The sequence below is a fragment of the Microcoleus sp. ARI1-B5 genome, from assembly GCF_036705795.1.
Taxonomy (GTDB): domain Bacteria; phylum Cyanobacteriota; class Cyanobacteriia; order Cyanobacteriales; family Microcoleaceae; genus Microcoleus.
This window is the reverse complement of record NZ_JAUBVK010000001.1, coordinates 228,093-248,193: the sequence shown is the minus strand read 5'-3', so window position 1 is coordinate 248,193 and position 20,101 is coordinate 228,093. Positions and strand designations below refer to the sequence as shown.

Here is a 20,101-nt window from a genome sequence, read left to right as displayed (position 1 = left end):
GGGATAAAGTATTGACAAACTAGCTAACTTGTATAATACAGTTATTAGGAGGATTATGAGAGATTGAAATGCTTTAAAAGAACGCTTGCTGATTGCTCAGGCTCGGATATCAACTATCAAAAACTATTTACGGTCTAAAAATGATACAAATTACCACGACTGAATTACCCCAAACCCTCCAGACTCTATTTATAGAGGTCGAACGTACCAAAACCCCCCTCACCATCATCCATGAAGGAAAACCATTAGTGATTATCTATCCTGCCACTACCGAAACCCAACGCGCCGCATTTGGCACAATGAAAGGAAGCGGTGAAATATTAGGAGATTTAATTGCTCCTGTCGCCCAACCCTGGGAGGTTTTAGAATGAAACTTTTACTCGATACCCATATTTGGCTTTGGTATTTACTTGGCAACGAACGCCTATCGCTCCAACTTCAAACGGCTATTTCCGATTCTGATAATGAACTTTGGCGCTCGTCCAATTAGCATTTGGGAGACGGTCATCCTTGCAGAAAAAAGACGGATATTTTTACAGCCCAGTCCGGTTATATGGGTTAATTTAGCTTTAAAAACTTTGGAAACTCGTGAAGCCCCAATGAATCATGCCATTGCCATTTTAAGTCGCGAGATTGCACTACCCCATCAAGACCCCGGAGACCGATTTATTGCCGCCACAGCCATTTACTATGGGTTAAAATTAGCTACAGTTGATGCCAATCTTACACATAATTCGGTGCTACAAACACTCAGTTAGGTAATATTCTATATTTCTGTGGGCGAGATCCCTTTTTTGCTGTGGCGAGATCCCTACGGGATGGCTACGCTTCACACCCTTGAGTGTGCAATCAGCGCCCTTTGAGATGGTGGAAATGGATCGGATTGTCGGTGGGACAAGAAGTTGGGGTGACACGAGGGTTAAGCGAATATGGAAGATGGGCGATATTAATGCGTGAAATAAGATGTTAGTATGAGACAGGAGAGTTACTTGACTAACCTAGTTGCTTTGTTTAATTAGACTTGGGCTTTTTAAACATATTAAAAAGTGCGATACCATACCAATCTCCTATAGAGATTTCTTCTTGTGCCAATTCCGTTAAATCATCTCTAATAGCAGCTATGAGTGCAAGTAAAGTTTCTTCAACTTCAACCGGATTGTTATGCTTATTATCATTTACAAGAAGGTTCCATTCATCTCGAAGACGCTCAAGCACCATTTCGGAATACCCTGATTTAAAACCATGATATGACTTGTGAATCTTATGTGGTAATGGTATTATATTTTGCGAAGCATTCATATCTATATTTGTAATTCTCACTACCTGTTTTATTAATTCAGATTTATCCCAAAGATGAACTGGAATAATATGATGGTCTATGAGTTCTGTAGTTCGAGGAGTTTCTCCTCGTTCGAGAGCTTTAGCTATTTCTGGCTCTATTTTCTCAGATATATGCAAATGTGATATCAACATAGCAAGGTCTAATGGTGAACTAAGTGACTCTGTCTTTACAATTTTACCTGTTTTAACATCTTTGATAAGAAACTCTTGTGCATATTGATCGTACATCATCAAATACTCACCAGGCTGAATATTGTACCTCTTATGAAAGACGGAGCCGGCTGTAACTACCTGATTTGTCCACTGTCCCATTCCCATAAAATTACCCCAACTCACCACTAAGTATTTTTAAAAGCAACAAAAAAAGTATTTCAAGTTCGTCTTGGTCTAAATTATCTCTCACAATTTGAGAGCGCAACTTTGAGCGATCTAAACCTTTGATTTTGCGGATCACTCTTTTCTCTTCAGGTTCTAGCTTATTGCGGTTTTCAATTTTTTCAAATTCTTCGTTAAAGTGGTTAATAATTTGTTCAACCGTAGCATTCTCTAACTCATTGCGGAACTGATATGGATCGAACTCAGGTCGCTTCTTATCCCAAGGAGAAGGGACTGGATTACTACCATCCCCTAACCAAAGGTCGAGAAGCCAAAATATTAATCCAAGTCCAAACATTGCGAGCCAAAACCACCATTTGATGATTTTCCCAATAACTCTCACTACCTTACCTGATATTTGCAGGAACTTTTCGCTGAAATCTTTTGCTTTTTCTGGCTTTCGATTCTCGGTCATCTTATCTCCTAAGTTTGTGGCTTAAGTGAAAACTCAAAGTGGATCAATATTTGTAAGTGGAACTGAAAGTTAACATCGGGCGTGTTTGCGAAGCGTACTGTTGGCCCACGCTCTCCGTATAATAATCGCACTTTGCAAAAGTGGAAATGGATAAGATTGTAAGTGGAAAAAGAGGTTGGGGTGACACGAGCGTCAACCCAACATACAAGATGGGATCGCACTACGAATTTTGCTAACGTATTGCGGGATCGTTATGAACCACGAAATTTGTTTCCCAATTGTTGTTGTGAGGAACTACTCGAACCATAACAGGAGATCCACGGAAAGGATTTTGACAATATGTCTGCTGACCATGTTGAGGCGATCCAATAATACATTTCTGGTTGAGTGTGCGTAATCGCTTTCCATCATCTTTGAATTCGATTTCTCCACCCACACTAACAACCTGTACTTCTATTTTAGCAGTTACTTTCCCAGAGACTGATGCCCCTTGAATCTCTTGAGCAGTGTACCAGAAAACATCAGCCCCACTTCCACCTGTATATTCAACAGCGAGAGCATTACCGTATGTCCATGTCACCGACGGGAAATAACAAGTGACACGTTGTCTGTCGCGTCCGCTTCGACAAGTTCCAGGTTTAGGGCCATCAATCATTCCAGGATCTCTTGAGGAGGCAGAGATAGCCGAAGTAGCCACTATCAACGCTGCGATCAGAAATGAACGCATTGAAAAGGTGAAAAATCGCAATCCTCGATTTTTTTGATAAGCTGTTTTCATTTGCTAATTCCTTTGTTGACGGATAACTATTTTTTCTATTTTTAGTGGAAATCTATTTTGAAAGCTAATCCTTAATTAGACAGCCACTGCGTTAGAATACACCATTACATTGGATAGGACTGCAACTAATCAATCCTTACGGTGACGCTTTATACTTCTCCTATAGTCCCTATAAATCAAAGCTTTGTCTAGCCCAAAAATGTTCAACTTTGTTCCCAGTATGCCTCCAGCGATCCTTAATTTAATTTAAATTTGTATCAAAATGTATTAAAATGTAGTAAAATGTGATCTATAATACAAGCCAAGTCACAGTTCCTGCTCCCCATGAACCTAAAAGAAGCGTTAAAACTAGCCGACAAAATAGTCTTCGAGAAAACTGGTGCACACCTAGACGACGTACAGGAAGCGGTACTAAAAGGCACTGTAGAACGTGAAACATACAAGCACATAGCCAAAGATTTTGACTGTTCAGCAAGTAGTGTGAGGAAAGTAGGCTCAGAATTATGGCAGATACTTTCAGAAGAGTTAGAAGAAAAGGTCAGTAAAACAAATTTTAGAGCAGCTATGCAGAGGTTACAAAACTCGAATCTGTTAAACTTTGCACAAAACGTGACACAAAACGTGAGCGGTAGTTTCAACATTTGTGGAGAAGCTAGACACCCGCCAAACATACCAAACGCACACCCGCAAAATAAAGAAACATCGCATCAAGATTTAAGCGAGATGCCACAATTAGGTGCTTTCTACGCTCGCACCCCACAACTCAAAACCCTCACAACCTTGATTCTACAACAAAACAACCCCCTCACAGCCCTCACCGGCATGAGCGGCATCGGCAAAACCACACTAGCAGTACAACTCGTCCAACAAATAAAAGACGAATTTGAATACGTCATTTGGTGCAACCTCGACACATCCCCCACCCTCGGTGAATTTGAAGCCAACTTAATCCAGTTTTTCTCGCAGTCGGAAAAGGAAGATTCACCCACAACCAACCAGAAAGCATTACCCCTAATTAAATATTTACAAAAACATCGCTGCTTAGTAGTCTTAGATGACATTCACAATTTGTTCAGCAGCGGCGAATTAGCTGGAAAATATAAACCAGAACACGAAGAATATCGCTCTTTATTCAAAAAAATAGAAAAAATATCCCATCAAAGTTGCTTCCTGCTCATCGGTTGGGAACAACCCAGAGAAGTTACTCAAGTTAAAAACCAAAATACACACATTAACACCGTACAACTCAAAGGTTTAGACATCGCAGCCGCACGGGAAATACTCAGAGAGTATGGATTAGCAGACATCGACAACTGCTCAGCACTGATTCACCGCTACCAAGGCAATCCCCTCTGGTTAAAAAGCATCGCCACTCTGATCCAAGAGTTGGGCGGATGCGTGACAGAGTTATTACCAAATGATACTATATTGTTGCCGGAAGATTTGAAAGATGTTTTACAGCAGCAGTGCGATCGCCTATCCGAACTAGAAAAACAAGTCCTCTCCTTGTTGGCGAAAGCAAGCGATACAATTAACCTCACCCAATTATTAGATAATAGCCTAATTCCCGCATCAGACTTGGTAAATGCGCTGCAATCTCTATCGCGGCGCTGCTTGATTGAACAACAAGCAAATTTTTACACGATTTCACCTGTACTGAGGCAATATGCGATCGCCCAGAATCATCGCAGTAATATTTAACTGTCAAATTAACTTTGATGAATAGTCCCTATTTAGGTTATACTAAGGCAGGGCTACTGATTTTTATTCGGAGCATTACGCCCATGGTCGTACAAGTTTCAGAACTAATAACAATTGTTAAAGAAGAACGCTTTACCTTACCAGGTTATTATACTTGGGAGCAATTTGAGGCGCTAGAAACCTTAATAGAAGATGCCCCAGGCTTGCGCATAACTTATTTAGATGGGTGTGTGCAGTTTATGACACTAGGCGAAGACCACGAACAGATAAAAAGTGTTTTGGCTATATTTATAGGACTTTACTTTTTTGAGAAAGGGATTAATTTCATTCCTGTAGGGAGTGCAACTCGCAGAAACCAGGCAAAAGACGTATCCTTTGAACCTGACGAGTCTTATTATATAGGTTCAAGGAAAGAGCATCCCGATTTAGTTGTGGAAGTGACGATTTCTAGCGGTAGCACAAATAAACTAACTAAATATCTGCGACTTCGCATCCCAGAAGTTTGGTTTTGGGAAAATAATCAGTTGGCTGTCTATCGGCTGCGCGACGATGATTACGAGCAAGTTTCAAGAAGTGAGTTTTTGCCGGAGTTGGATTTAGAATTGCTGGTACGCTGCGTTTTGATGCCTTCAATAATTGAGGCAAGGACGGAGTTTATCAATGGGATTCGGCAGCAGTAATTGGGTTAATTAATAGGATACGCAACAAATATTTGGCTCTCCTATGTATAGGAGCGTACATTTTTATTTAGGCGGGGGCTCGATTCATAAAAAAAATTCCAAAATTCTGTAGGGGCGGGTTCATCAACCATCTATGAAACCCACAAACAATCTCATAAACCCGCCCCATCCCCGCCATTATTTACATCAACATTTTACCAATAAATTGAGCGTACATTTTTATTGTTGGTGGGCGGGGGCGGGTTTATAATATTATTCATTTTTACCATAAATTGTTGTGAACCCGCCCCTACAAATTGGGTTTATTATAATAATATAACAACCTGTCCTAACCGACTTGGCTGTTGCTATATCTAGCTAGCGGAGACTCTCGCACTAATGCAACAGCAAAACTGAGATGCAGCTACTCTCCACAAACAAAAAACCGGGCAACTTCACAGCTACCCGGAAATCCAAACTTGAGACTTCAGACAAATCTAAAATCTCAACCTAAAATTCTTAAACAGCGACAGTCTTCTTAGCAGAAGAGCTCAATTCGCCCTTAGCATACTTAGCTGCAAAATCATCCAAAGATACTTGCTTGATCTTTGTACCCTGACCGGCGCAACCGAAAGAGTTGTAGCGATCGCTACAAACCTTCTGCATATACTTGATCGACGGCTTCAAGAAGTGGCGGGGGTCAAACTCGTCGGGCTTAGCAAACAAAGCTTCGCGCACCGCAGCGGTAATCGCCAAACGGTTGTCAGTATCGATATTGATCTTGCGAACGCCGCACTTGATGCCCTTTTGGATTTCTTCCACAGGTACGCCGTAGGTTTCGCGGATTTTGCCGCCGTTGTTGTTGATGATTTCCAGCAAATCTTGGGGCACAGAAGAAGAACCGTGCATTACCAAGTGAGTATTTGGCAAGCGGCGGTGAATTTCTTCAATGCGGCTGATTGCCAAAATTTCGCCAGTCGGCTTGCGAGTGAACTTGTAAGCGCCGTGAGAAGTGCCGATCGCAACTGCGAGAGCATCAACACCGGTTTGCTCGACGAAATCAACAGCTTGTTCGGGATCTGTCAGCAACTGATCGTGAGAAAGCGCACCTTCAAAGCCGTGGCCGTCTTCTGCTTCGCCCATTCCTGTTTCCAGAGAACCCAAGCAACCGAGTTCGCCTTCAACGCTAACGCCGATCGAATGAGCAACATTCACCACATCGCGAGTAACTTGAACATTGTACTCGTAGCTAGCGGGAGTCTTAGCATCCGCTTCCAGAGAACCGTCCATCATCACGCTGGTAAAACCTTGGCGCATGGCAGAATAGCAAGTGCCCGGGGCATTGCCGTGGTCTTGGTGCATGGAAATGGGAATGTGAGGATAGGTTTCAACTGCTGCCAAAATCAAGTGGCGCAGGAAATTTTCGCCAGCGTAGGAGCGAGCGCCGCGAGAAGCTTGCAGGATCACGGGGCTGTTGGTTTCGTCAGCAGCGCGCATGATCGCTTGGATTTGCTCCATGTTGTTGACGTTGTAAGCCGGTAGGCCGTAACCGTTTTCAGCCGCGTGGTCGAGCAGCAGTCGCATAGGTACAAGCGCCATAGATATTCCTCCTAGTTATTTGTGGTTTCTGGGCAGTGGATTTTGGACAAGTTCAATTCTTACGACAATATTAAGACAATTTGTAGCCGATCGCGCATTATGTTTCCAGATTTACTGAAAAGTTCAAACAAGCAAAATTTTGAGTTTCGAGCATTCAACTCAAAACTCAAAATTTTCAACTCTCTACTTTTTTATGGGTCGCCCGGGATTTGAACCCGAGACCAATCGGTTAAAAGCCGAATGCTCTACCGCTGAGCTAGCGACCCGCGAAAACATTGTTACCGCACACAATTTCTAATAGTAGCACCCATCATTTTAAATAGCAAGTCTTTTTCACAAAAAAGTTGCAGTCATCCGCACGAGCATCTGGCAAGTCGCTCCCGGCTGCAAATAAATCAAGTGTTCGCCAGTGTTGAGGGCATTTCGAGGAGCCGTCCAGGGTTCCAGACAGTAAAAATCCTTGCCCTTCACCATCCAAAAAACCAACTTCCCATAGCTGGAGTTATAGCTGACGGTGAGCCGCAAGCCCCGGGCCGCATCAGTGACAGTAGCAGCAAGACCGGTCAGTTCATCAAAGGAAACATCAATTTCATCCAGAGTGGGGTCAAAAACCCCCGTGAAATAACCCTTGGAGTGCGTGTTCTGATCTCTGTACTGCATCCCGGGAATCTCAAAGCGGAGATTTGTCTTGTCGGGAGCTAAAAAGTAAGGGTGCAAGCCGCTAGAAAAAGGCATCGGTTCGTCACCAAGATTGGTGTATTCCTGCACAATTTCCAAAGAATTGCCTTTAATTTGATAAGTAAAAGCTAATTGGAAATCAAAAGGATAAACAGCCTGGGTCTTCTCGCTGCCCTCAAGCATCAGCGTAAGAGCCGCGCAACCCTCCGTAACTTGTTCCGTCGCCGTCCAAGGCAAGTCGCGAGCAAAGCCGTGCTGTTTGAGATGAAGCTCCACTCCCTTGTGGGTGTAAGTATTGTCGGGGAGATTGCCGCAGATGGGAAACAAGATGGGAATCCCGCCGCGTACAGTCAGAGCCCGATTGGCGAACCGTTCCGCGTCCAAGTACAACATTTCTTTGCCTTCAACCAGCCAGCTAGTGGCAATACCGCCCCGTTCCGGCACAACTTCTAGGGTAGAGTTAGCGGTTTCGTCGGAGAGGATATAGGTTTTGTACTGCTTTTGCTTCAGCGCGATCGCAAACACATTTGTCATCGGTAGTAGGTCGTCGATCATTGGTTGTTAGTAAATCGGTCGTTAATAATTGGTCGCTGGTAGTTGATTTTCACCCATTACCGCCCCTTTCCTCCCCCGCGTTTCCACGCCTCCGACGCCCGTCGGCTAACCAATGCTCCCAGCTATAGGAGGCAGGGCGAGCCCAGGCTGTGAGCGGTCGCTGTTTTTGCCTGGAACGATCGCCTTTTTCGGCTGCTCTTGGACTGCGACTTTGAAAGATAGATCCCGAGTCGGGGGAAGATAGCCTTGGGGACTGAGCACCCCTGGGGAACTTGGAGATGGGGGCGAAATAAACGGTTCTTTGATGAATGGCTCTTTGGTAAACGGATCTGGTTCCCGGCTGGGATTTTGAGGTTGAGTGCGATAGATGCGCGGCGGCAAATCAAGACTCGGAGGCGGGCTTGACTCAATTGCAGGCCCAGTCCCGTTCTGGAAAAATGAGGAGTTGTCGGGCTGTTTGGGCGCAGCCGGTACAGCGGGCAAAATCAAAGTAGGTTTGGGTTGTCCAGGGCCTGTCCTATTGCTTTCACCAGTCAGGGGGACTGGGGAACTGGGCGCGGTTTCTGTAGCGCTTTTTGCTGCTCCAGGCCTGGTGGAATTTGGAGTCTTTGGTGCCATTCCTGGGTTGATTGGGGCATCGAGAACTACAGAAGATCGCATCGGCTGAGCGAAAATACTAGAAATTTGTTCGACTTTTTTGAGGATGCGATCGCCCGCCGATCCATTTACAACCGAAGGCTGAAACTTTTTCACCTCCACAGGCAAAAATTCTACCTTCATATTCCTTTCTTTGAGCGATACTTTCAGGACTGCGGTATCGTAATCGCTGCGAGCATTCCCACCGAATATAAAATCACCCAGCGAGTAAACTATCGGGCGGCCCTTGTAAATTTCTGCACCTTGCAGGACATGGGGGTGGTGTCCCACTACCAAATCTGCTCCTTGGTCGATCGTGAACCGAGCTAAATCTATCTGCCAGTCCCCCGGATAATCTGCCAATTCGACTCCCCAGTGGTAATTAACAATAATCCAGTCTACCTGACCCCTGAGAGCTCGAATATCCTCTGCCACGCGATTGTTGCGGCGGGGGTTAGTGCCAGCCTTCCCTTGGTCGGCGGCATGAAGGTCAGCATCGTAATAACCGAGATATGCGATCCGCTGACCCTTAACCTCAATAATATTTGGACGCCTCGCTTCTTTAATATCTCTACCGGCTCCCAGATGCCCGATCCCAGAATTATTTAGAGTATTTATAGTCTCCACCAGCCCCGGTTCCTCGTAATCCATAGCGTGGTTATTTGCCAGATTGACAATATCCACTCCTCCTGCTGTTAATACTTTCACCGATTCTGGATCGGCTTTAAAATTTAATTGTTTTTTGCCCGGGCCCAAGGTAGAGCGAGTCAGGGGGTTTTCTAGGTTAACCATCGACACATCTGCTTGGCGGTACTCGTCCATATTGGCAAAAGCCCAACGGTAATCGTTACCTGCAGATGCTGCGAGCCCATCCAATAGATTCACATTTCCTCCGAACATCAGCGTTACGGTGGGGTCGTAGGGATTAGCAACCTGCTTTTGTTGCACTACGGGTACTAATTCTAAAGCCGCTTGCACCGCATCCGGACGTTTGGGAGGCGGCCCCGACATTAAAGCTGCTTGCTGGTACCCCGAGACTGGCGATACTAACCGCATGGCCTGAGCCTCGTGGTAGCTCACCCAACAGCCTAAAATAAATGAGGCAAGTGCCGAGCCCACCAGCAGCAGAGAACGATATGTTTTAAATTTAACCCAATCGACGACCAATAGGGAACGGTAACGACGCTGCCGCCGGTTTGCCGGAGTAACAATTCGTACTGACTGTTTCCAGAGAATCTCTGGTTCCCCAGCCAAGCGCGCGTGAATTCGCACCCCTTCTACTGCTGGCGAGTTGAGTCTCCAGAGTTGGTGGCAAATAAATTTAACTAAGCCTTCGCGGAGAGTGTTCCCCAGTAATGTATTCTCTGGCGCAAATTCGCGCTGGAATTCTACTAAAATTTGGACGCATCCAGCCTGAGCCTGTTCGACGCGGGCATAAATCCCTTCGGGTCGCAGCAAGCTGTCAATCCAGTAATTCAGGGCTTGAAAGTTGCCCGATCGCGCTAGCTCCAAGATAGACGGCTGCGACCAATTTTCTGCATATACCATCAATTAGCCTCCTTAACACGTTATAGCGATGATTTCAATATATTTTGAACGGAACCGCCATTCTTTTAGCTTAACCGCCACTTCGCTGCCCGCTTTGAAGCTAGTTTTTGGCCGCCACGATTTTCTACATTTAGGTACTGCCTGCTGTCAGTGATTTTTATCACATTCCGGTAACAAAATTTGAGATTTGAGATAGAGTCAAGAGGTTGTAGGCTCAAGATCGAACTAACGTCCGAACTTGAGTGCTCGGGGGCGACTTCTGTCTTCAGGCTGTGTATCCGTCTCAGCATCAAGTTAAGTTTATGATTACAGTTGGGTTGGAGTCAAATCATTTGCCAACAAATTGAAATTTGAGCGACTTGAAGGACTCGATTTGAGATTTGAGATAGAGTCAAGAGGCTGTAGGCTCGCGATCGAACTTTCGTCGAAACTTGAGGCTCCCTAGCGACTTGAGACAGAAGACGGCCAACGTAACGTTTACATTAAATTGAGATGTTCCGATTTTAGCGGTAGTTGCGGGCTGAGCGATCGTCCGTACAGATGCAGCAGCAGGCCGCGATCCCATACAAGACGTGTCAGTCGATTTTCCATTTTTCGATTTTCCATTTTAGATTTACTTGCAGCTCCGTGAATCAGCAAGCAGGAACAGGAGTATAAAATTTTACGATCGATCCTGGATCGATCGTGTTGGGGGCTTGTACAGCAACCGCCACATCGGGCGCCCAGATAAATAACCTCATGAATAGAGCCGATACCCGTCAAGCATAAATGGTTTGATTCCCGTACTGTCCAACTGTCAAGCGGTCAACTGTCCACTGTCAAGCGGTCAACTGCTATACCAGTTTTTAAGGCGGCTCAACAACCCGCTAGGTAGTATCAGCCTGCTATATTGGTAATTTTTGCATCCACCATCAACTAGATATTGTTCGATTGATGCTTTACAAATTGGGAAATTTGTGTTCTCTAACTTCTAGCGAATAATCTTTGACAGCTTGAGTAATTGTTTCTCGCAAATTGGTGTAAGATTTCGCAAACGGCGGTTGTTTTTCCGAAAGTCCCAACAAATCGGAAGTAACCAAAACTTGTCCGTCGCAGTGCGGGCCCGCGCCGATACCAATGGTGGGAACTGTTAATTTTTTAGTAATTTGAGCGGCTAAGTCTGCGGGAATGTGTTCTAGGACGATCGCAAAAACACCAGCTTCTTCAAGTGCGATCGACTCGGCTTTGATGCGATCGGCAGATTCTGCAGTTTTGCCTTGTTTTTTGTAACCGAGTTGGTGTACCGACTGCGGAGTTAAACCAACGTGTCCCATCACCGGAATCCCAGCGGATGTTAGCTGCGAAACAGTCGCCGCCATTGCTGGATATCCGCCCTCCAATTTTACAGCTTGAGCGCCGGTTTCTTTCAAAACTCTCCCCGCCGAGTGCATGGCTTGCTGGGGACTTTCCTGGTAAGTTAAGAATGGCAAATCGACAACAATCAATGCTTGTTTGACTCCGCGACGCACAGCTTTAGCGTGGTGCAGCATTTCATCGAGGGTGAGGGGGAGTGTTGTCTCGTAGCCCAAGACTGTCATGGCGAAGGAATCGCCGACGAGGATGATGTCTGTGCCGGCTTGGTCGAGTAGTTGGGCGATCGCACAATCATAAGCTGTCAGCGCCACAATTGCACGCCCTTGCTGTTTCCACTGAATAAGTTGATGAGTAGTTACTGCCATTTTATTAACATATAATCTTGTAGATTTTGTACCTTTGATATAAACCCTCTTTCTGCCATTATTTCATCGATGTGGTTGGTGACGGCCCTTGTTGTAGTAACTCTGCCCATCTTTTACTTTTTTGCTATGTTACACAATTATATCTAGCAACTTCTAATAATATTAGATCGAGCCACCGTTGCCTATTATACATTATTTTTACAAGTTTTGTAGCTATAGCCTTCCTGGCAGCAAACGCGCCACCGATCGCTCTTAACAGTTGACAGTTAACAAATTCATAAAATTGATGGAGTTAAGTTTTGTTGCAGTCGCCCAACCTACAAGCTAAAGATTGAAGCGATAATTATCGATCGCACAATATCGCATAATCCCGAACAGGGCGGCTGCGGGGAATTGAAATATGCGATCGGCCAAACTGGCGAAAACTCTAACTCCGGCGCGTGTCAACAGCCAATCCAAACACTCACCGTCAGTAAAATCACCCCCATGACTAGGCTATATTGAGAACACATCTCAGAAAACAAGCGGAAATTGGTTATCAGTATTAGTCGTATATATTTTTTCCTCGGGCTGGGAGTCACCGCCCTTTTCCGTAAAAACTATAATCTTGTGGCTGTTCTTGTTGGGATAGATGCTGCAAAAAAAATAGTTGTTAATTTTTCGGTTGCCCAACTTTTGTTACCTCAGCGATATTAGTAACATTGCAATCTAAAAAAAATATGCTGACCGATGATTTAATGTATCAAGCACTTGTTAACAAAGATGTTTCCTGCGAAGGGACTTTTATTGCAGCAGTAAAAACAACAGGCATCTTTTGTCGCCCAACTTGTACAGCAAGGAAACCGAAAAAAGAAAATGTAGAATTTTTCCCAACTGCCAAAGATGCGATACTTCACGGTTACAGACCTTGTAAGATTTGCAAGCCTTTGGAAATGCTGAATGAAACACCCGATCGCATTCAAGCTATTCTGCGTGAAATCAGCAACAATCCCGCCACAAAATTTACAGATTTGGATTTGACCAAAAGAGGCATTGAGCCAAGTCAAATCCGCCGCTGGTTTTTGAAGAATCACGGCATTACTTTCCATTCTTACCAAAGAATGTTGCGGATAAATTCAGCTTTTAAGAAAATACAAAACGGCGAAACAGTTACTGCCACAGCCTACGAGAGCGGTTACGAATCGCTCAGCGGTTTTAACGATTCATTTAAATCGATTTTGGGCGTATCGCCATCAAATAGCAAAACCAAACAAGTAATAGATATCACCCGATTGGAAACTCCCTTAGGAACTATGTTTGCCTGTGCCGTTGCCCAAGGTATTTGTCTTTTGGAATTTACCGATCGCAAAACTATCGATCGGCAGTTTCAGTCATTGGCTAAACTTTTAGATGCGACTGTACTGCAAGGCACAAACAAACATTTTGATGTGTTGCAATCACAACTAAATGAATATTTTGCAGGCAATCGCAAAGAATTTTCAGTGCCGCTGTTTACGCCGGGAACGGAATTTCAGCAGGCTGTTTGGCAAGAATTACAAAATATCCCCTACGGTGGAACTTGTTCGTATCAACAACAAGCTATTACCTTGAAAAATCCTAAAGCAGTTCGTGCTGTAGCAAATGCTAACGGCACGAACAGAATTTGTATTGTGATTCCTTGTCATCGAGTAATTGGAGCCGATGGAACATTAACAGGTTACGCGGGCGGTTTGTGGCGAAAGAAATGGTTGCTCGATTTGGAAGCAGAAAATCGTTGATTATGAATAAGACCGGGCGGTTGAAACCGCGTCTATAAAAACAAAATCTGCCTCCGCAGGTTGAAAAGTGAGCGGTTAACATCACATTTATGGAGACAAAATCCACTCTAAGCGGGTTGGAATTCTTGATTTTATTCATTCCGCAGAGGCCCAATTCGTTTGTGTAGACGCGGTTTCAACCGCCGTCTGCATCTACCGCCATCCCAACCACCGCAACACGGGCACGACTAAATAATGACTCACTCCCAAACAAAGCCCGATCGCACTTCCCAACAAACCAAAAAACACAATAGAGCCCCAAACTTGCAGCCAGCCGAAGGAAGCACCAGACGACAGCGACAAAATCCCCAAAAAACTCCCCGGAAAAATGCTCAAAGCATTCAAAAACAGAAACATTCCCGTCGAACAAACAGCCACCACCAAAGCGTGAACTAACTGATGGCTGCGCAAACCCATTCCCACAGTCAAAGAGGCGATCGCAAAAGCCCCCAAAATAATCCCCTGCACGCCACTAGAAGCTGTTGCTTCCGTCCAGCACAAACCCGCCAACAAATAGCCCTGAGCTCCCATCAATCCCGACAGCCAATACTGTTTTTGCTGGCGAAAACTCCCCGCATCCGTCAAACCGATCGCAGTTCCCCAACCCGCAAAGGCAAACAGCAGCACTTCTGGCCCGACAGTAAAACTCATGTTATGGATTAATTGGTGCAAACCTTCATTTAAAAAATTGGCAACTTCCGGGCCAATAGGCGAAGCATAACCCAAAACCAAACCGCCGATCGCCCCCGCACATCCACCAACGCCGCCCAGCACCATTTCCCAGCCTGTATCCAGAGAAGCTACCACGATTTGGGCGATCGCGCCGAACACCAAAACCGTCAAACTTGCCGTTTTTTGCGCCGCCGCCACCACTACTTGCCGGCAAAATTCCACAATAGCTTGACCTGCTGGGGCGAGCGCGATTTTGCCCTTACTCTTAGCATAAATCTCCTGCAAGCGCGATCGAACATCCGCAGCCGAAGCCGGACGCTGCTGCACGTCCGATCGCACCATATCATCCAACAAATTCGCCAAAGCCGGACTCACAGACACAATGTGACGCCACCGCAACTCCCCCGTCATCGGATCTTCAATTTCCGCCGGATACTTCCCAGTCAGCAAATGAATGCAAGTCCGCCCCAAAGCATAAAAATCCGTCGCCGGCACCACACCGCCGCCCACAATTTGTTCCGGCGGGCTGTACCCGGGCGAAATCAACCGCGTCGAGCTCGGAGAATCTTTCCCCACCGGTTCGCCACCGCCCATCTGCTTAACTCCCCCAAAGTCGATCGCCACCAACTGCAATCCGCCCAAACCCTTGCTCAGCAAAACTTGTGGCGATTCCGGGTCTCGCAGCATCAAATTGCTCGGTTTAATATCGCGGTGAATAATCTGACACCTGTGCAACTCCTCTAAAATTTCCACAGCTTGACTCAACCAACTAAACACCCATTCCTGCGGGCATCCCTGAGGGTGATCTTCGAGAATTTCTTCTAAAGTTTTGCCGTGAATCTTTTCCATTACCAAACAAGGCAAGCGCCTCGCTGCGGCATTTCCATCCCCGCCTGCAAAATTTTGGGTTTGCACGTGAAAATAACCGTCCGGCTCGACTCTCGGGACGCCCGGGTGGCGCAAAAGTGCCAAAACCCAAGCTTCTTGCTCGAACAGTTTCAGCGCTTTCGGGGCAGTTTCCAGCAACACTTTCAGGACGCGATCGGTTTGAGTTTCTGCGTCCCAAACTGTGTAGATGGCTGCAAAACCCCCGGTACCGAGGACTTGTAGAGGTATGTAGCGATTTTTTAGCCGCAGCGGAGCTCCGCAACTATGACAAAAATTGTTGCCCCAAGTCTGAGGGTAGGGCCTTGGGCAATCTGGATTGATGCAGTGAACGGCTTTTGAAGGGGGGTGAGGCACAACCAGGGTAGAAATGGGGCTAGATATCCATACTAGACTTACGTGCAGCTAACCCAGAAACCCGGTTTTGAGCGAGGTTACATTCTTGTAACGACGGATGGATTTGGTCTGAGGAACCAGCTTGCGGCGCAAGTCCTGTCCATAATTATGTGCTATGATGCCGACTTTTGACTTGTAGGTACGTTGTTGCGCTTGGGCGCTCTTGTATATATGAAAGAGCGCTCTTCGCGCAACAACGTACCTTTACTTTATTTAATGTGACATTTGCATCCCAGACTGTTGCCGATCGCGCTTCCAACCTCAGAAACCGGGTTTCTGTGTATATTTCTCGTTAATAAACGCCAATTTTTCGTAGAAACCCGGTTTCTGGACCCCCTACAGGACTTGAGATTTGAGATTCCTACAATCCTCTATTGCAGTTCGATCGCGAGCGCCCACCATCATAAGTATTTATAACTAATTTTTTCCTACCTCCCACCCAAAATTTAACATCTCAAATTTAATCGATCTCCACCATAAATTTAAGTATTTATGACTAATTTTTCCTCTCTCGCCAATCTAAAATCTAAAATCTAAAATCTAAAATCTCCTCGATCCCCAGCCTTTCCCCCTGCATCCTTCGCCACTTTCGTTTGATAAGATATGTTACATAAAATTTCCTAATGTAAAGCTAAATAAACAATACTTATGATGATTAAAAGAATATTAAAATCTCAGGGCGCCACTTTATTGATATATTTCTAAGAGCCTGCGATCGGGCAAAAAAATTAAGCGAATACTAGGAAGCGAGATATGGCTTACGCTCAAACCCAAACTCAGTCAAAAACTGGGTATAAAGCCGGAGTTCAAGACTATAAACTAACGTATTACACGCCGGATTACACCCCAAAGGATACAGATGTTTTGGCGGCTTTCCGGGTAACACCGCAGCCGGGAGTTCCCCCAGAAGAAGCAGGCGCTGCTGTGGCTGCTGAATCTTCCACAGGTACATGGACGACAGTTTGGACAGACCTCCTGACCGACCTCGACCGCTACAAAGGTCGCTGCTACGACATCGAACCAGTTCCCGGTGAAGACAACCAATATATCTGCTTCATTGCCTATCCTTTGGATTTGTTTGAAGAAGGTTCCGTCACCAACTTGCTGACCTCTTTGGTCGGTAACGTTTTCGGTTTCAAAGCTTTGCGCGCTCTGCGGTTGGAAGACTTGCGGATTCCCATTGCTTACCTGAAAACCTTCCAAGGCCCTCCTCACGGTATTACCGTTGAGCGGGACAAATTGAACAAGTACGGTCGTCCTTTGCTGGGCTGTACAATTAAACCCAAATTGGGTCTGTCTGCTAAGAACTACGGCCGTGCCGTTTACGAAGTTCTGCGCGGCGGTTTGGACTTCACCAAAGACGACGAAAACATCAACTCGCAACCGTTCATGCGCTGGCGCGATCGCTTCCTGTTCGTTCAAGAAGCTATTGAAAAAGCCCAAGCAGAAACCGGCGAAGTCAAGGGTCACTACCTCAACGTAACAGCCCCCACCTGCGAAGAAATGATGGAGCGGGCTGAGTTCGCTAAGGAAATCAAAACCCCCATCATCATGCACGACTACCTGACCGGTGGTTTCACTGCTAACACCACCTTGGCCAAATGGTGCCGCCGCAACGGTATCTTGCTGCACATTCACCGCGCTATGCACGCCGTGATTGACCGTCAGAAAAACCACGGTATCCACTTCCGCGTGCTTGCCAAGTGCTTGCGGATGTCCGGCGGCGACCACCTGCACTCCGGTACAGTTGTGGGGAAACTCGAAGGCGAAAAAGGCATCACGATGGGCTTCGTAGACTTGATGCGCGAAGACCACATCGAAGAAGACCGCAGCCGCGGTATTTACTTCACCCAAGATTGGGCCTCCATGCCCGGTGTCATGCCGGTTGCATCTGGTGGTATCCACATCTGGCACATGCCGGCTTTGGTGGAAATCTTCGGCGACGACTCCTGCTTGCAGTTCGGCGGCGGCACCTTGGGCCACCCTTGGGGTAACGCACCTGGTGCAACTGCTAACCGCGTTGCTTTGGAAGCTTGCGTCCAAGCTCGTAACGAAGGCCGCAACTTGATGCGCGAAGGCGGAGACATTATTCGCGAAGCTTGTAAGTGGAGCCCCGAACTGGCTGTTGCTTGCGAACTCTGGAAAGAAATCAAGTTTGAGTTCGAGGCAATGGATACCGTTTGATGATTTTGGGTTTGAGATTTTAGGTTTGAGGTCGCAAACTTGCTGGGAAGTCTTTATGTTTGAAGAAGATTTACTTGTAAGTTTGCATCGAAAATCTAAAATCCAAAATCTAAAATTTGAGGGAGCTGGGGTCAAAAATGGATCTCAAACAAGTTGCGAAAGACACCGCTAAGGTGCTGGCAAGTTACCTAACCTATCAATCCGTGCGGATAGTGGTCGCTCAGTTGAGCGAAACCAATCCTCCTCTGGCAATCTGGTTGAACGACTTTTCCACGAAGGCCAAAATCCAAGATGGAGAAGCTTACATTCAAGAGTTGCTGAGGGAAAATCAAGATTTAGGATTTCGGATCATGACTGTGCGAGAGTATCTGGCTCACGATGTGACAGAATATTTGCCAGAAATGGTTTCTACTGGCATTCAACAGGCGAATATGGAACACAGACGCCAGCATTTAGAGCGAATTACGCAACTTAATTGGTCTGTTTCTAGCAGTAATCCTGAAACATCAATAGATTCTGAACCGAATCTGGATAATTTGTCGAGTTAATCGATCGACTTGTGCGATCGAACACACACCTTAGAGATACAAAAAATGAAGACTTTACCGAAAGAGCGTCGTTACGAAACTCTGTCTTATTTGCCCCCGCTGACAGACGCGCAAATTGCCAAGCAACTCCAGTACATCCTGGATCAAGGCTACATTCCCGGCGTAGAATTCAACGAAACCTCTGCTGCTGAAATGCGCTACTGGACTTTGTGGAAGTTGCCTTTGTTTGGTGCTCGCAGCGTCCAAGAAATCATGGCTGAAGTTCAAGCTTGCCGCTCTGAAAATCCTAGTTGCTACATCCGCGTCATGGGTTTTGACAACGTGAAGCAGTGCCAAGTGCTGAGCTTCATCGTGCACAAGCCGAACACCAGAGGCTACTAAGCTTTAACATCCCTATTTTCTAGGGAAAAAGTTAGCTAAAACTTGAGGCGCGGGAATTCTCCCCGCCTCATTTTTTTATGGCGATGATGATTAGACTTATTAAATAAATCTTTGATTGATAGATCGACCGCAGATGAAAGGCAGATAAACACAGATCAACGCAGATAATTTCAAGATAGTCTCCGAATCAAAGCAAGATGTATCTTCTTCCGACTTCCATCGGACTTCTTCCTTCTTCTAGAGCTTGCAAATAGCTTTGAGGACTTGCAGCAACACAACTGAAGATTCTGGTTCCATCAAATTTAGCAAAGGCATTAACTGATAGCTTGAGGAATTTCCGCGCTGGATATTGACGAACTGATAGTGCATTCCGTTGGTTGTCAAACCCCAGATTGCATCTTGATATTTTAAATTTTGATAAGCATAGGTAAGCAGTTGGGATAAACCCGTAAATGCGTTGATTCCCGAGTTTTTAGTTTCAATTACCAAAACCCAAAAAGATATATCGGTTCTTATGGGTTTTAATTTGTTGACTGCCAAAATATCAAACCGCCCTTTAATAATTATGTCTTCATCTTCAATGCTAATTTCGGCAATGTCTTGTTCTAGACTAATTTTAATAGGTGGGCGGTAGAAGCCAGCTAATCGCATTAAGGGAAAAGTAGTCAGAGCTTGTACCAATCCTTCAGAAACGCGATCGGTTGAGATGTATTCATCGAAGTCATCCCGGATTTGTATAAGTTCCTGCTGTTCGTGTTCTGTTATATCTTCAAGGGATAACAGCGAGGTAAATGAGCTGTTGTACTGCTTTTCTAAGCCGAAAAGACGGTGGACTTCTCCTAATGTTAAATTTTTGGCATTAATAACTGTCATAATCTTCAAACCAATTAAGTCTCTATTGTAATTCTAACATATTCGCAAAAGTATGTTCGCAGCATCGGACTTCAGTCCTTAAGTCTGAGGCTGAAAGGACTTGCATTCCGATGCTGCGAACCTAATCTATCTGCTCCACTACAACTCCGTCAACTATTTCATAACCCCAACTAGAATGTCTGGCTGCAAGTTGTTTTGCCATGTCATATTCGCCCAAGATGCAAAATTCTGTTAACTGCTGAAAACCTAAACTTTTCTCGCGCTCCAATCTTTCCTGACGCAGCTTCTCTCTTTCTGGAGCTGAAGGATTTTGGCGCTCACTTCCCAGCGGATTGATATCGCTAACTCGTTTCATTTTAGCCT

General features: G+C 45.5%; 19 protein-coding genes and 1 tRNA gene. 8 read left to right on the top strand and 12 right to left on the bottom strand.

Annotated features, from left to right (window positions below):
- Positions 1–140 precede the first annotated feature (140 nt).
- Both QUB63_RS01140 and QUB63_RS01135 read left to right on the top strand, forming a co-directional pair.
- Entirely contained in the window at positions 141–371 is a 231-nt protein-coding gene (locus tag QUB63_RS01140; RefSeq protein WP_332942927.1) for a type II toxin-antitoxin system Phd/YefM family antitoxin, read from the top strand.
- 93 nt (positions 372–464) lie between these two features.
- Positions 465–758 (top strand): type II toxin-antitoxin system VapC family toxin, encoded by a 294-nt coding sequence (locus QUB63_RS01135; RefSeq protein WP_332942926.1) that lies wholly within the window; start codon positions 465–467, stop codon positions 756–758.
- Positions 759–1,011: 253 nt separating this feature from the next.
- Here the strand turns inward: QUB63_RS01135 and QUB63_RS01130 are convergent, their stop codons facing one another.
- The 3 genes from QUB63_RS01130 to QUB63_RS01120 form a co-directional block, all read right to left on the bottom strand.
- The gene (locus QUB63_RS01130) at positions 1,012–1,659 is read right to left on the bottom strand and encodes an AHH domain-containing protein (protein ID WP_332942925.1); all 648 of its coding nucleotides are present in this window, start codon (positions 1,657–1,659) and stop codon (positions 1,012–1,014) included.
- A 4-nt stretch (positions 1,660–1,663) separates the two neighbouring features.
- On the bottom strand, positions 1,664–2,131 hold the full coding sequence (locus tag QUB63_RS01125; RefSeq protein WP_332942924.1) for a hypothetical protein: 468 nt from the start codon (positions 2,129–2,131) through the stop codon (positions 1,664–1,666).
- Between the two features lie 232 nt (positions 2,132–2,363).
- Complete coding sequence (locus QUB63_RS01120) at positions 2,364–2,909, bottom strand: hypothetical protein (RefSeq protein ID WP_332942923.1); 546 nt, start codon at positions 2,907–2,909, stop codon at positions 2,364–2,366.
- 324 nt (positions 2,910–3,233) lie between these two features.
- Between QUB63_RS01120 and QUB63_RS01115 the strand changes: the two genes are divergently transcribed.
- Entirely contained in the window at positions 3,234–4,610 is a 1,377-nt protein-coding gene (locus tag QUB63_RS01115) for an NB-ARC domain-containing protein (RefSeq protein WP_332942922.1), read from the top strand.
- An 83-nt stretch (positions 4,611–4,693) separates the two neighbouring features.
- A complete protein-coding gene (locus tag QUB63_RS01110; RefSeq protein WP_332942921.1) occupies positions 4,694–5,290 on the top strand; it encodes a Uma2 family endonuclease in 597 nt (198 codons plus the stop codon).
- Between the two features lie 498 nt (positions 5,291–5,788).
- On the opposite strand, the gene fba is transcribed toward QUB63_RS01110, so the two are convergent.
- The 6 genes from fba to panB form a co-directional block, all read right to left on the bottom strand.
- On the bottom strand, positions 5,789–6,868 hold the full coding sequence (fba, locus tag QUB63_RS01105; protein WP_332942920.1) for a class II fructose-bisphosphate aldolase: 1,080 nt from the start codon (positions 6,866–6,868) through the stop codon (positions 5,789–5,791).
- Positions 6,869–7,062: 194 nt separating this feature from the next.
- Positions 7,063–7,134 (bottom strand) — tRNA-Lys (locus QUB63_RS01100).
- Between the two features lie 67 nt (positions 7,135–7,201).
- Positions 7,202–8,071 (bottom strand): aldose epimerase family protein, encoded by an 870-nt coding sequence (locus QUB63_RS01095; protein ID WP_442921747.1) that lies wholly within the window; start codon positions 8,069–8,071, stop codon positions 7,202–7,204.
- Positions 8,072–8,206: 135 nt separating this feature from the next.
- On the bottom strand, positions 8,207–10,285 hold the full coding sequence (locus tag QUB63_RS01090) for a CapA family protein (protein WP_332942918.1): 2,079 nt from the start codon (positions 10,283–10,285) through the stop codon (positions 8,207–8,209).
- A gap of 477 nt (positions 10,286–10,762) precedes the next feature.
- Positions 10,763–10,891: a hypothetical protein gene (locus tag QUB63_RS01085; protein WP_332942917.1), complete on the bottom strand. Its 129-nt coding sequence runs from the start codon at positions 10,889–10,891 to the stop codon at positions 10,763–10,765.
- 332 nt (positions 10,892–11,223) lie between these two features.
- On the bottom strand, positions 11,224–12,003 hold the full coding sequence (panB, locus tag QUB63_RS01080; protein ID WP_332942916.1) for a 3-methyl-2-oxobutanoate hydroxymethyltransferase: 780 nt from the start codon (positions 12,001–12,003) through the stop codon (positions 11,224–11,226).
- A gap of 719 nt (positions 12,004–12,722) precedes the next feature.
- Between panB and QUB63_RS01075 the strand changes: the two genes are divergently transcribed.
- A complete protein-coding gene (locus QUB63_RS01075) occupies positions 12,723–13,760 on the top strand; it encodes a bifunctional transcriptional activator/DNA repair enzyme AdaA (RefSeq protein ID WP_332942915.1) in 1,038 nt (345 codons plus the stop codon).
- Between the two features lie 192 nt (positions 13,761–13,952).
- On the opposite strand, the gene QUB63_RS01070 is transcribed toward QUB63_RS01075, so the two are convergent.
- On the bottom strand, positions 13,953–15,713 hold the full coding sequence (locus QUB63_RS01070) for a serine/threonine-protein kinase (RefSeq protein ID WP_332942914.1): 1,761 nt from the start codon (positions 15,711–15,713) through the stop codon (positions 13,953–13,955).
- A 792-nt stretch (positions 15,714–16,505) separates the two neighbouring features.
- Here QUB63_RS01070 and QUB63_RS01065 point away from each other — a divergent pair.
- The 3 genes from QUB63_RS01065 (at position 16,506) to QUB63_RS01055 (ending at position 18,865) form a co-directional block, all read left to right on the top strand.
- On the top strand, positions 16,506–17,936 hold the full coding sequence (locus QUB63_RS01065) for a form I ribulose bisphosphate carboxylase large subunit (RefSeq protein WP_332942913.1): 1,431 nt from the start codon (positions 16,506–16,508) through the stop codon (positions 17,934–17,936).
- Between the two features lie 137 nt (positions 17,937–18,073).
- Positions 18,074–18,484, top strand: a complete 411-nt coding sequence (gene rcbX / locus QUB63_RS01060) for a RuBisCO chaperone RbcX (protein WP_332942912.1) — start codon at positions 18,074–18,076, stop codon at positions 18,482–18,484.
- A gap of 45 nt (positions 18,485–18,529) precedes the next feature.
- Positions 18,530–18,865 carry a ribulose bisphosphate carboxylase small subunit gene (locus QUB63_RS01055; RefSeq protein WP_332942911.1) on the top strand — a complete coding sequence of 112 codons (336 nt, stop codon included), beginning with the start codon at positions 18,530–18,532 and terminating at the stop codon, positions 18,863–18,865.
- 237 nt (positions 18,866–19,102) lie between these two features.
- Here the strand turns inward: QUB63_RS01055 and QUB63_RS01050 are convergent, their stop codons facing one another.
- Together QUB63_RS01050 and QUB63_RS01045 are read right to left on the bottom strand one after the other, a co-directional pair.
- Complete coding sequence (locus QUB63_RS01050; protein ID WP_332942910.1) at positions 19,103–19,738, bottom strand: restriction endonuclease subunit R; 636 nt, start codon at positions 19,736–19,738, stop codon at positions 19,103–19,105.
- Positions 19,739–19,859: 121 nt separating this feature from the next.
- On the bottom strand, positions 19,860–20,093 hold the full coding sequence (locus QUB63_RS01045) for a hypothetical protein (protein WP_332942909.1): 234 nt from the start codon (positions 20,091–20,093) through the stop codon (positions 19,860–19,862).
- Between the last annotated feature and the right edge of the window lie 8 nt (positions 20,094–20,101).